This is a genomic window from Streptomyces amritsarensis (assembly GCF_001953875.1).
Classification (GTDB): domain Bacteria; phylum Actinomycetota; class Actinomycetes; order Streptomycetales; family Streptomycetaceae; genus Streptomyces; species Streptomyces amritsarensis.
Genome location: NZ_MQUR01000038.1, coordinates 1 through 12,051, shown reverse-complemented (window position 1 = coordinate 12,051; position 12,051 = coordinate 1). Strand labels below are relative to the sequence as shown.

10 protein-coding genes are annotated in these 12,051 nt (G+C 74.9%); 9 read left to right on the top strand and 1 reads right to left on the bottom strand.

Annotated elements, in window-relative coordinates:
- The first annotated feature begins 49 nt into the window (after positions 1-49).
- Positions 50-607, top strand: coding sequence for a TetR/AcrR family transcriptional regulator (locus AVW11_RS17635; protein WP_060179893.1), 558 nt, complete (start codon positions 50-52; stop codon positions 605-607).
- Positions 608-669: 62 nt separating this feature from the next.
- On the opposite strand, the gene AVW11_RS17630 is transcribed toward AVW11_RS17635, so the two are convergent.
- Positions 670-2,022, bottom strand: a complete 1,353-nt coding sequence (locus tag AVW11_RS17630) for a type III PLP-dependent enzyme domain-containing protein (protein WP_076044668.1) — start codon at positions 2,020-2,022, stop codon at positions 670-672.
- A 106-nt stretch (positions 2,023-2,128) separates the two neighbouring features.
- Between AVW11_RS17630 and hutU the strand changes: the two genes are divergently transcribed.
- From hutU to AVW11_RS17590, 8 genes are all read left to right on the top strand, one after another.
- Entirely contained in the window at positions 2,129-3,793 is a 1,665-nt protein-coding gene (hutU, locus tag AVW11_RS17625; RefSeq protein WP_060179892.1) for a urocanate hydratase, read from the top strand.
- A 68-nt stretch (positions 3,794-3,861) separates the two neighbouring features.
- Positions 3,862-5,052 (top strand): allantoate amidohydrolase, encoded by a 1,191-nt coding sequence (locus tag AVW11_RS17620; RefSeq protein WP_060179935.1) that lies wholly within the window; start codon positions 3,862-3,864, stop codon positions 5,050-5,052.
- Positions 5,043-6,383: a formimidoylglutamate deiminase gene (locus AVW11_RS17615; RefSeq protein WP_060179891.1), complete on the top strand. Its 1,341-nt coding sequence runs from the start codon at positions 5,043-5,045 to the stop codon at positions 6,381-6,383. The genes AVW11_RS17620 and AVW11_RS17615 overlap by 10 nt, the downstream gene beginning before the upstream one ends.
- A gap of 106 nt (positions 6,384-6,489) precedes the next feature.
- On the top strand, positions 6,490-7,668 hold the full coding sequence (hutI, locus tag AVW11_RS17610; protein WP_060179890.1) for an imidazolonepropionase: 1,179 nt from the start codon (positions 6,490-6,492) through the stop codon (positions 7,666-7,668).
- A 113-nt stretch (positions 7,669-7,781) separates the two neighbouring features.
- The gene (locus AVW11_RS17605) at positions 7,782-8,468 is read left to right on the top strand and encodes an LPXTG cell wall anchor domain-containing protein (RefSeq protein WP_060179889.1); all 687 of its coding nucleotides are present in this window, start codon (positions 7,782-7,784) and stop codon (positions 8,466-8,468) included.
- A gap of 17 nt (positions 8,469-8,485) precedes the next feature.
- Positions 8,486-9,514 carry a COG1470 family protein gene (locus AVW11_RS17600; RefSeq protein WP_076044636.1) on the top strand — a complete coding sequence of 343 codons (1,029 nt, stop codon included), beginning with the start codon at positions 8,486-8,488 and terminating at the stop codon, positions 9,512-9,514.
- An 89-nt stretch (positions 9,515-9,603) separates the two neighbouring features.
- A complete protein-coding gene (locus tag AVW11_RS17595) occupies positions 9,604-10,677 on the top strand; it encodes a hypothetical protein (protein WP_107423290.1) in 1,074 nt (357 codons plus the stop codon).
- The gene (locus AVW11_RS17590) at positions 10,674-12,020 is read left to right on the top strand and encodes a hypothetical protein (RefSeq protein ID WP_143568861.1); all 1,347 of its coding nucleotides are present in this window, start codon (positions 10,674-10,676) and stop codon (positions 12,018-12,020) included. The genes AVW11_RS17595 and AVW11_RS17590 overlap by 4 nt, the downstream gene beginning before the upstream one ends.
- Positions 12,021-12,051: the final 31 nt, after the last annotated feature.

Sequence of the window (12,051 nt, the reverse complement as noted above, 5' to 3'; positions counted from 1 at the left end):
CGCGTGTCAACAGTTGTTGGCACACGTTTGTTGGCCTACGGTTGTTGGCATGACGGAACGACGCTCATCCGACCAGACCAGGGCCGCGATCCTGCGCGCCGCACGCCAGCGGTTCGCCGCCCAGGGCTACGAGCGCACGACGATCCGGGCGGTCGCCGCGGACGCGGCGATCGACCCGTCGATGGTCATGCGGTACTTCGGCAGCAAGGAGCAGCTCTTCGACGCCGCCCTGGCGGTCGACCTGCGCCTGCCCGACCTGGGCGCCGTCCCGGCCGCGGAGGTCCCCGCCGCCCTCGTGCGCCACTTCGTGGAGCGGTGGGAGGGCGATCCGGCCGACGACGCCCTGCTGGTGCTGCTGCGCTCGGCGGTCACCCACGAGCAGGCCGCGGACCGGATGCGGGAGGTGTTCGCGGCGCAGGTCGCGCCGGCGCTGGCGGCGGCCCTCGGCCCCGAGCGGGCGGCCCGCACGGCCGGCCTGGTCTCCGCCCAGCTCCTGGGCCTGGCCCTGACCCGCTACCTGCTGCGGCTGCCCGCGGTCACCGCGCTGAGTCCGGACGACCTGGTCGCGGGCCTGGCCCCGGCACTGGCGGCCACCCTGGCCGGCTGAGCCCGACCCCACCGCGGCGGCCCGCAGCGCCGGCCGCCGGAGCGGACCGCAGCAGCGGCCCGTCAGAGCAGCGCGTCCCCGAAGGCGCCGCCCGCCTCCGCCACGATCTCCGCGGCGGACTGCGCGGGCCTGGCCAGGCTGAACCGGACCCGGCCCCGCGTGGTCACCGTGAAGCCGTGCACCGCCGGGCGCGGCAGGCTGTTGTAGCCGTAGTGGGCCGTGAAGAAGTACGCGCCGGTGTCCGGTACGCCGATCAGGTCGCCGGGGGCCAGCGGCGGCAGCTCCCGGGCCGTCGCGAGCAGGTCCCCCGCGAAGCAGGCCGGGCCGGCGACGTCCTGGGCCACCGGGCGGCCCGCCTTCGGGGCGCCCTTCGCGTCGTACGGCAGGATCCGCACCGGCCAGGCCGCCGGCGCGTACGCGGTGCGGGTCGCCAGCTGGACGCCGGCGTGCGTGAGCGCGATCGGCCGGGAGCCGCTGTCCTTGGTGTACTCGACCCGGGCCAGCACCAGGCCGTGCTTGGCCAGCAGCGACCTGCCGAACTCGGTGACCAGGCCGTACGAGCCGTCGAAGAGCGCCGGGACCGCCTCGCGCAGGACGGCCACGTACCGGGCGTACGTCGGGGCCGCCTCGTCGGAGGTGAAGTCGACCGGCAGCCCGCCGCCGATGTCGAGGGTGTCGATCCGGCGCCGCCCGGCCGCCGCGTTGACCTCCTCGGCCAGGGCGTGCAGCTCCCGTACGCCCTGCGCGATCAGCTCCAGGGGGACGCCCTGCGAACCCGAGTGGACGTGCAGGCGGGTCAGCCACGGCCGGTCCAGGAAGGCCCGTACGAGCCACTCGCGCGCCCCGGGATCGCGCAGGGCTACGCCGAACTTCGAGGTGGACGTGGCCGTGGACAGCGCGGCGATGGCGCCCGCGCCGGTCTGAGGGTTGATCCGGACCCCGATCGGGGACGCGGTGGGCGCCGCGGCGACGAGGGCGTCGAGGCGCTCCAGCTCCTGGCGGTTGTCCGCGTTGACGGCGATGCCCAGCGCGAGCGCCTCGCGCAGTTCGGCGGCCGTCTTGGCGGGGGAGTCCAGGACGGTCCGGTCCGCGGGCACCCCGGCGGCGCGGGCCAGCGCCAGCTCGCCGGGGCTGGCGACCTCGCAGCCCAGCCCGGCGGCCGCGAGCAGCCGCAGCACCGGCACGAGCGGGGCGGCCTTCACCGCGAAGGCGTGCAGGACGGGCGTGCCGGGCGCCAGGGCGTCCGCGAAGGCCGAGGTCAGGGCCGCGGCGGAGGCCCGGATCCCGTCGGTGTCCAGCAGGCAGACCAGGGGCGCCGAGGAGTCCGACCCGCCCACCAGCCCCTGCTCGACGGCGGCCCGTACGACCCGATCCCGGCGCTCGGCGGCGCCCTCGCCCTCCGTGTCTGCGGCCATGTCCGCCATCCCACCATCCGACGGGGCCGCCCGCAGCTGTTGACTGAACCTATTCAGAGGGCGAGTATGTGAATGGAATTACCAACATCGCCAGGAGGCACCCGCCATGTCAGGACCCCGCCCCGTACGCGCCGCGCGCGGCACCGAGCTCAGCGCCCTGGGATGGCAGCAGGAGGCCGCGCTGCGGATGCTCCAGAACAACCTCGACCCCGAGGTCGCCGAGCACCCCGACAAGCTCGTGGTCTACGGCGGCACCGGCAAGGCCGCCCGCGACTGGCGCTCGTACGACGCGATGGTCCGCACCCTGCGGACCCTCAAGCAGGACGAGACGATGCTCGTCCAGTCCGGCCGCCCCGTCGGCGTCATGCAGACGCACGAGTGGGCGCCGCGGGTGCTGCTCGCCAACTCCAACCTGGTCGGCGACTGGGCCAACTGGGAGGAGTTCCGCCGCCTGGAGCACCTCGGCCTGACCATGTACGGCCAGATGACCGCCGGTTCGTGGATCTACATCGGCACGCAGGGCATCCTCCAGGGCACCTACGAGACCTTCGCCGCCGTCGCCGCGAAGAAGTTCAACGGCACCCTCGCGGGCACCATCACCCTCACCGCCGGCCTCGGCGGCATGGGCGGCGCCCAGCCGCTCGCCGTCACCATGAACGACGGCGTCGCCATCTGCATCGACGTCGACCCGCGCGCCATCGACCGCCGCATCGAGCACCGCTACCTGGACGTCAAGGCCGACAACCTGCGCCACGCCCTCCAGCTGGCGGTCGAGGCCCGCGACGCCCGCAGGCCGCTCTCCATCGGCCTGCTCGGCAACGCCGCCGAACTGCTCCCGCAGATGCTCGCCGAGGGCGCCCCGATCGACATCGTGACGGACCAGACCTCCGCCCACGACCCGCTGTCCTACCTGCCCGTCGGCGTCGACTTCGACGACATGGCCTCCTACGCGGCCAAGGACCCGGCCGGCTTCACCACCCGCGCCCGCGAGTCCATGGCCCGGCACGTCGAGGCCATGGTCGGCTTCATGGACGCCGGAGCCGAGGTCTTCGACTACGGCAACTCCATCCGCGGCGAGGCCCAGCTGGCCGGCTACGACCGCGCCTTCGCCTTCCCCGGCTTCGTCCCGGCCTACATCCGCCCCCTGTTCTGCGAGGGCAAGGGCCCCTTCCGCTGGGCCGCCCTGTCCGGCGAGGCCTCCGACATCCACAAGACCGACAAGGCGATGCTCGAACTCTTCCCGGAGAACGAGTCCCTGCACCGCTGGATCAAGATGGCCGGCGAGCGCGTCCACTTCCAGGGCCTGCCCGCGCGCATCTGCTGGCTCGGCTACGGCGAGCGCGACAAGGCCGGCGAGCGCTTCAACGAGATGGTCGCCGACGGCACCCTCGCCGCGCCCCTGGCGATCGGCCGCGACCACCTCGACTGCGGCTCGGTGGCCTCCCCGTACCGCGAGACCGAGGCCATGCTCGACGGATCCGACGCCATTGCCGACTGGCCGCTGCTCAACGCCATGGTCAACGTCGCCTCCGGCGCCTCCTGGGTCTCCATCCACCACGGCGGCGGCGTCGGCATGGGCCGCTCCATCCACGCGGGCCAGGTCACCGTCGCCGACGGCACCCCGCTGGCCGGCGAGAAGATCCGCCGCGTCCTCACCAACGACCCGGGCATGGGCGTCATCCGCCACGTCGACGCCGGCTACGACATCGCCGAGACGGTCGCCGACGAGCGCGGCGTCCGCGTCCCGATGCGCGAGGGCGACGACGCGTGAGCGAGGCCGAGTTCCCGCCCGCGGCCGGACCGGCCGCGGGCCCCGGCGGGGCCCCGTCGTTCCACGCGATGTGGGCCGACCTCGCGCCCGTCGGCCGCAACGCCGACACCGGCGGCTACCGCCGCTACGCCTGGAGCGGGGCCGACGCCGACTGCCGGACCTGGTTCCAGGAGCAGGCCGAGGCGCGCGGGCTCACCTACGAGACCGACCGCAACGGCAACCAGTGGGCCTGGCTCGGCGACCCCCTCGCCGGGGACGCCGTGGTCACCGGCTCGCACCTGGACTCCGTCCCCGACGGCGGGGCCTTCGACGGCCCCCTCGGCGTGGTGTCCTCCTTCGCGGCCCTGGACGAACTGCGCAGGAGGGGCGCGGCGTTCGCCAGGCCGCTGGCCATCACCAACTTCGGTGACGAGGAGGGCGCCCGCTTCGGGCTCGCCTGCGTCGGCTCCCGGCTCACCGCCGGCCAGCTGACCAAGGAGAAGGCCCACGAGCTGCGCGACGCCGACGGCGTCAGCCTGCCGCAGGCCATGGAGGCCGCCGGATACGACCCCGACGCCATCGGGGCCGACCCCGAACGGCTCGCCCGGATCGGCGCGTTCGTCGAGCTCCACGTCGAACAGGGCCGTGCCCTGGACCTGTCCGGGGACCGGGTCGGCATCGCCTCCGCGATCTGGCCGCACGGCCGTTGGCGGTTCGACTTCCGCGGCGAGGCCAACCACGCCGGCACCACCCGCCTGGTGGACCGGCGCGACCCGATGCTGACGTACGCGGCGACCGTGCTGGCCGCCCGCAGCGAAGCCGCCCTCGCCGGGGCCGTCGCCACCTTCGGGAAGATCTCCGTCGAGCCCAACGGCGTCAACGCCATCCCGTCGCTCGTGCGCGGCTGGCTCGACTCCCGCGCCGCCGACCAGGCCACCCTCGACACCGTCGTCACCGCCATCGAGAAGGCCGCCCGCGAACGCGCCGAGCAGGACGGCATCGACCTCGGGATCGTCCGGGAGTCCTTCACCCCGGTCGTCGAGTTCGAGCACGCCCTGCGCGACGAGATGAACCGGATCCTGGGCGGGTCCGTCCCCGTCCTGGGCACCGGGGCGGGACACGACGCCGGAATCCTCTCCGCCGCCGTCCCGACCGCGATGCTGTTCGTGCGCAACCCCACCGGGGTCTCCCACTCCCCGCGGGAGTTCGCCGCCGAGGACGACTGCGTGGCAGGCGTCCTCGCCCTCGCCGACGTACTGGAAGGCCTGGCATGCCGCTGACGACGTACTGGCTGGAGCACGCCTGGCTCGGCACCCGCGTCGAGCCGGGCGTGGCCCTGGAGGTCACCGAGGACGGGCGGATCGGCGCCCTGCGCACCGGTGTCCCGACCCCGCCGCCCGGCGCCGAGGTGCTGCGCGGACTCACCGTCCCCGGGCTGGCCAACGCGCACAGCCACGCCTTCCACCGGGCCCTGCGCGGCGTCGTCCAGATCGGCTCCGGCACCTTCTGGACCTGGCGCGAGCTCATGTACGAGGTCGCCCAGAACCTCACCCCCGACCGCTACTTCGCCCTCGCCCGCGCCGTGTACGCCGAGATGGCGCTGGCCGGCATCACCAACGTCGGCGAGTTCCACTACGTCCACCACGCGCCCGGCGGCACCCCGTACGCCGACCCCAACGCCATGGGCGAGGCCCTGATCGAGGCGGCATCCGCGGCCGGCATCCGCATCACCCTCCTCGACACCGCCTACCTCTCGTCCGGGTTCGGCGAGGCGCCCAACGCCCACCAGCAGCGCTTCTCCGACGGCACCGCCGACGCCTGGGCCGAACGCGTCAGCGCCCTCAAGCCCCGCGGGCACGCCCTGATCGGCGCGGCCGTCCACTCGGTGCGGGCCGTGCCCGCGGACCAGCTGGCCACCGTCGCGGGCTGGGCAGAGGGGCGCCGGGCGCCGCTGCACGTCCACCTGTCCGAGCAGACCGCCGAGAACGACGCCTGCCAGGCCGCCCACGGCCGCACCCCGAGCCAGCTGCTGGCCGACCACGGAGTGCTCGGCCCGCGCACCACCGGCGTCCACAACACGCACCTCACCGACGCGGACATCGCCCTGCTCGGCGCAACGGGCACCGGCACCTGTATGTGCCCCACCACCGAACGCGACCTCGCCGACGGCATCGGCCCGGCCACCCGGCTCCAGCGGGCGGGCAGCCCGCTCTCCCTGGGCAGCGACAGCCACGCCGTCATCGACCTGCTCGAAGAGGCCCGCGCGATGGAGCTGAACGAGCGCCTGCGCAGCCGTACGCGGGGCCACTGGACGGCCGACGCGCTGCTCACCGCCGCCACCGGCGACGGGCACGCGGCGCTCGGGCTGCCCGACGCGGGCCGCCTGGAGGCCGGCGCCCTCGCGGACTTCACCACGGTCGCCCTGGACACCGTCCGCACGGCCGGCCCGCCGCCGCGGCTCGGCGCCGAGACGGCCGTCTTCGCCGCCACCGCCGCGGACGTCCGCCACACGGTCGTCGGCGGCCGCCACATCGTCCGCGACGGCCACCACACCCTGGTCGCCGACGTCCCGTCCGCCCTCGCCGCATCGATCGCAGCCCTGCGCTCCTGACCGTGCCGCCGGCGGGCTTTCTTCCTACCCCGCGGCGTCCGGGGCGGAGCCCCCGGGAAACGGAGAAGGGGCGGGGCGGGGACAAGCAAGCTCTGAGAGGAACCCAGTGACCACCACGGCCATCACCAACATCGGCAGCCTCGTCACCAACGACCCCGCCCTCGGCGACGGCAGCCCCCTCGGCCTCATCGAGAACGCCGCCGTCGTCATCGAGGACGGCAAGATCGCCTGGGTCGGCCCGACGGCACAGGCCCCGGCCGCCGACACCGCGCACGACGCACAGGGCCGCGCCGTCATCCCCGGCTTCGTCGACAGCCACTCCCACCTCGTCTTCGCCGGCGACCGCACCCAGGAGTTCAACGCCCGGATGTCCGGCCGCGCCTACTCCGCCGGCGGCATCCGCACCACCGTCGCCGCCACCCGCGCCGCCTCCGACGCCGAGCTGGAGGCGAACCTCGTCCGCCACCTCGACGAGGCCCGCCGCCAGGGCACCACCACCTTCGAGACCAAGTCCGGCTACGGCCTCACCGTCGCCGACGAGGCCCGAGCCCTGCGCATCGCCGCCGCGCACACCGACGAGGTCACCTACCTCGGCGCGCACATCGTCTCCCCGGACTACGCCGAGGACCCCGCCGGCTACGTCGACCTCGTCACCGGCGAGATGCTCGCGGCCTGCGCCCCGTACGCCCGCTGGGTCGACGTCTTCTGCGAGAAGGGCGCCTTCGACGGCGACCAGGCCCGCGCGATCCTCACCGCCGGCGCCGCCGCCGGGCTGATCCCGCGCGTCCACGCCAACCAGCTCTCCCACGGCCCCGGCGTGCAGCTCGCCGTGGAGCTGGAGGCCGCCTCCGCCGACCACTGCACCCACCTCACCGACGCCGACGTCGACGCCCTCGCCCAGGCGGCGGACACCACGGTCGCCACCCTGCTGCCCGGCGCCGAGTTCTCCACCCGCGCCCAGTGGCCGGACGCCCGCCGCCTGATCGACGCGGGCGCGACCGTCGCGCTGTCCACGGACTGCAACCCCGGCTCCTCGTACACGAGCTCCATGCCGTTCTGCATCGCGCTGGCCGTCCGCGACATGCGGATGACCCCCGACGAGGCCCTCTGGTCGGCCACCGCCGGCGGCGCCCGCGCCCTGCGCCGCGGCGACATCGGCGTCCTGGCCCCGGGAGCCCGCGCCGACCTGGCCCTGCTGGACGCCCCCAGCCATGTCCACCTGGCCTACCGGCCGGGCGTACCGCTCGTTTCCGCGGTGTGGCGCAAGGGCGTCCGCGCCTGCTGACGAACGGTCGATCCGGGCCTGTCCTTTGTCTTCCCTCCGCAAGGCCCCGGGCGTACCTTGAGCCACCGATCTGATGTGTCGTCAGGTATTTGTGGCCCGAGGGGAAGACGAAGGTGTCCGACCGCAAACGCTCCACCGCGCTCGCGCTGGCCTCCGCGCTGGCCGGATCGGCGGTGCTGCTCACCGCCCCCGCCGCCCACGCCGCGGTCGTCGACGTGGCCTACGACTGCAAGACCCCGATCGGGGACAAGTCGGCGGTGTCGCCCATCGACATCAAGGCCGTCAAGGAGGGCGACGGCTACAAGCTGACGATGTCCTTCCAGAAGGGCGTCTCGTCCAGCCCCATCGAGCTCGGCAAGGGCGCCATGAGCCCCAGCGCCGTCATCGTCGTCGGCGGAGCGGAGAAGGCGACCGTACCGGTCTCCGGCCCGTCCAACCCCGAGGCCGTGCCGCCCGACACCCCCATCAAGATCACCGACCTCTCGGGCACCTACACCCCCAGGAAGAGCGGCAAGGCCACCTTCACCGCGGGCGTGCTCACCATCAAGGCGATGGGCACCACGACCACCTGCACCCCCGGCAACAACCCCGGGCCCTCCCTGGAACTGGACGTCACCGCCCCGGGCGGCGCAGGCGGGCCCGGCGGCGGTGACGGCGGCGACTCGCCGCCCGACACCCTCCCGCAGACCGGACCCACCGACTCCGCCCTCGCCCTCGGCACCCTCGGCGGCACCGTGATGCTCACCGGCGCGGCCGGCGTGCTCTGGCTGACCCGGCGCGGCCGGCGGGCCCGGTCCTGAACGGAGCAACCCCGGCCATGCCCGTGCTCCACACCCCCAGGCGGACCGCCCGCCTCCTGCTGGTCCTGCTCGCGGCGGCCGCGCTGCACACGGTGCCCACCGCCCCCGCGGCCGCCGACGAACCGGGCTGGACCGCGGAGCCCGCCGCCGGCACGGCCGCGGCCCGGCCCGGCGGCGCCCGCCCGTACTTCTACCTGGAGGGCGCCCCCGCCGCCGTGCTGGAGGACCGCCTCGCCCTGACCAACACCACCGACCGGGAACGCACCGTCACCCTGCGCGGAGCCGAAGCCCACAACACCGCCGACGGCGCCTTCGCCGTGCGACCGGCGGCTCCCGCCCCCGGCGCGGGCGGCGCCGGCTCCTGGTTCGGCTTCGGCGCCGCGGCCACCGTGAAGATCCCGCCCCGCACCCGGGCGCTCGTCCCCTTCACCGTCACCGTGCCGCCCGCGGCACCGCCCGGCGACCATCCCGCGGCCGTGATCGCCACCGAAGCCGGCCGGGAGGTCGGCGTACGCGTCCACCTGCGGGTCAGCGGCCCCACGCTGGCCGCCCTCACCGTCGAGGACGTCGCCGTACGGGGCCGGGGCGCGGCCGCCGCCGTCGCCTACACCCTGGTCAACCGCGGCAACGTCGCCCTCGCCCCCGAGCTGGACATCCGCGCCGAGGGCGCCTTCGGGGAGGTCCCGGGCCGCGGCCCGCGGGCCGTGCCGGTCGAACTGCTCCCCGGCCAGCGGGTCGAGCTGGCCGAGCCCTGGCCCGGAGCCCCGGTCCTGGACCGGGTCCGCGTCACCGTCACCGTGACCGCCCCCGGCGGCGCCGAGGCCGCGGCCTCCGCCTCCGCCTGGTTCGTGCCGTGGCGGGCCGCAGGCGCCACGGGCCTCGGCCTGCTCGGTCTCGGCGGGACCGCGCTCGCCGCGCTGTTCCTCCTACGCGGCCGGCGCCCGCGGTGCGGGCCGGCGCAGGGCGGGGCCGGCGGCGGGCCCTCCGGGAAGCCCGGAGCGAGGACCCCCGCACCGGAACACGAACTGACGGGAGCCTCCAGGTGAGTGCCAAGGTCGGCGGCAAGGTCCGCGGCAGGTTCGGCGGCAGGTCGGGCGCCCGGTTGGGCGGTATCGCCCGGTCCCTCCTGGCGGGGCTGGCGGCGTGCGCCCTCGCACTCCTGCCCGCCGCCCCCTCGGCCGCGGACGAGGGCGAACCCACCGCGGCGCTCTCCCTCCAGGAGGCCGCCAAGGGCACCGAGATCACCGTCACGGGCACCGGCTGGCGGGCCAAGACCCTGGTGATGCTCCTCGTCTGCGGGCAGAACATGATCGGCGGCACCAACAGCTGCGCCAACGCCGACGGGGCGGCCGTCTCCGTCGCCGAGGACGGGCGCTTCGCGGCCCGCCTGCCGGTGGCGGCGCCGCCGAAGCCCTGCCCCTGCGTCGTCCACGTCACCTCCGTCAACGGGGACCGGTCCACCGTCGCCGTCCCCCTGAAGATCACCGACCATCCGGTGGCCGAGCTGCCCGCCGAATCCGGCACCGGCCGCCTCGCGATGCTCACCGGGGTCCGGCTGGAGGGCGACGACGGGGTCCTGACCTGGTTCGGTGCCCCGCCCTCCCGGAAGTTCAAGGTCACCGTCGGCAACCTCGGCACGGCCCCCGTCAAGGACCCCGTCTTCCAGCTCGGCACCGCCCACGGCGTGTTCGCCCCGCTGTGGGAGGAGGCCCGCTGGAAGGGGACCGTCCCGCCCGGCGGCAAGGCGGAGATCGCCCTCGACGTCACCCTCCCCGCGGGGGCCCACGGCGACTACACGATCTCCCTCAAGTACGGCGAGAGCGTCGTGGCCACCCAGCCCTGGGGGGTGTCCCGCCCGTACGGGGTCCTGCTCTTCTGGGGCCTGCTCCTCGTGGTGGTCCCCGCCGCCGTCTTCCGCACCGGCATGGCCGTCGTCGACAGGGTCCGGCCGCGCACCGGGCACGGCGCCGGACGCCACCGTGGCGTACGGCCCGCCGAGGCCGCGGCGGCCGTCACCGCCCGGCTGCCCGGGCTGCCCCGGCGCCCGGCCTCGCGCCCGGCCGCGCCGGCCCGTACCGGGCGGCCGGCCGAACCCCCCGCGACCACCACGGCGGTCCTGCCGTGGTTCACCCCGGACAGCGCGCCGGAGACAGCACCGCAGACGTCCGCACCGTCTGAGAACCGTTCGACGACGAAGGGACCATCGTGAAGAACCGACGGAGGGTGAGCGCGGCCCTGGTCGCGCTGCTGCTCGGCGGCGCGGGCCTCGCCATCACGGCTCCAACCGCCCAGGCCGCCGAGGCCACGTTCAAGGTCAGGTGCGTGCCGCCGGCCGGCGGCGGCTCCCCGGTGGAGGGCGAGACCACCGCCAAGATCACCGCGCCGGCCGCGGCCAAGGTCGGCGACGAGGTCGACGTGTCCTGGGAGACGGTCAAGCCGGCCTCCAACAACACGGACCTGATGGACATCCCGCAGGACTCCGTCCAGCCGACCGGCTGGATCACCGTCGGCGGCGGTGGCGGGGAGCTGAAGGTCGTCGGGGAGAAGAAGAACCCGCCGATCCCCAAGAAGGCCCCCATGCAGATGTCCACGATGAAGGGCAAGCTGAAGCTCACCAAGGCGGGCAGGATCAGCCTGACGCCCGGCAAGTACGACGTCGCCGTCACCTTCTCCTTCGGCACCTTCGTCACCAAGTGCGCACCGGTCGGCGAGGTCAAGGGCGGGGCCGTCATCGACGTGTCGGGCGGCTCCAGCGGCGGCACCACCTCAGGCGGCACCACCTCGGGCGGCACCACCTCGGGCGGCACCACCTCGGGCGGCACGGCGGCCGGCGGTACCACCTCGGGCGGCACCACCTCCGGCGGCTCCACCGCGTCCGGCGGCACCACCACCTCGGGCGGCAGCGGCGGCGGAGGCGGCCAGAGCGACTTCCCGGGCAAGGCCGTCGAGGTGGCCTTCGACTGCGGAGCGGTCGTCCCGGGCGGCATCAAGACCCCGGTCACGATCAACGCCAAGAAGAACGGCGGCAGCTACGACCTCACCGTCAAGACCGCCAAGGGCGCGATGGCGGCGCCCATGGCCCTGCCCGCCGGGGCCCTCAAGCCCTCGATGGACGTGAAGCTCGGCGGGGCGGACAGCGGCACGGTCAAGGTCTCCGGACCGGCCAACGCCGAGCCGATCCCGGACAAGGCACCGGTCAGCCTCAGCGACATGACCGGCACCTACAAGCCCGGCAGGTCCGGCAAGGTGACGCTCAGCCCGGACCAGCTGACGATCGACGTCACGATGGCCCCCGGCGCCACGCCGATCACCGTCCCCTGCAAGGCGACGAGCAGCGGCGTCTCGCTGGAACTGGACACCACCGCCCAGCCCGGCGGCTCCGGCTCCTCCACCAGCGCCACCGGCAGCACCACCTCGGGCGGCCTCGCCGAGACCGGCGCGGAGGACGAGGGCGGCATCCAGGCCCTCGCCCTCGTCGCCGGCACGGTGATCCTGCTCGGCGGCGCGGTGTTCACCTTCACCCCGTGGCGCCGCCTGCGCGGCACCCGCTGACACGGGAACGGCCCGGCACACCGTGCGGTGT

What these genes read in the sequence shown, in the direction of transcription:
- AVW11_RS17615 (WP_060179891.1), top strand. Translation starts at nt 5,043, where the DNA reads ATGCCGCTGACGACGTACTGGCTGGAGCACGCCTGGCTCGGCACCCGC.
- AVW11_RS17635 (WP_060179893.1), top strand. Translation starts at nt 50, where the DNA reads ATGACGGAACGACGCTCATCCGACCAGACCAGGGCCGCGATCCTGCGC.
- AVW11_RS17600 (WP_076044636.1), top strand. Translation starts at nt 8,486, where the DNA reads ATGCCCGTGCTCCACACCCCCAGGCGGACCGCCCGCCTCCTGCTGGTC.
- AVW11_RS17630 (WP_076044668.1), bottom strand. Translation starts at nt 2,022, where the DNA reads ATGGCCGCAGACACGGAGGGCGAGGGCGCCGCCGAGCGCCGGGATCGG.
- hutU (WP_060179892.1), top strand. Translation starts at nt 2,129, where the DNA reads ATGTCAGGACCCCGCCCCGTACGCGCCGCGCGCGGCACCGAGCTCAGC.
- AVW11_RS17620 (WP_060179935.1), top strand. Translation starts at nt 3,862, where the DNA reads ATGTGGGCCGACCTCGCGCCCGTCGGCCGCAACGCCGACACCGGCGGC.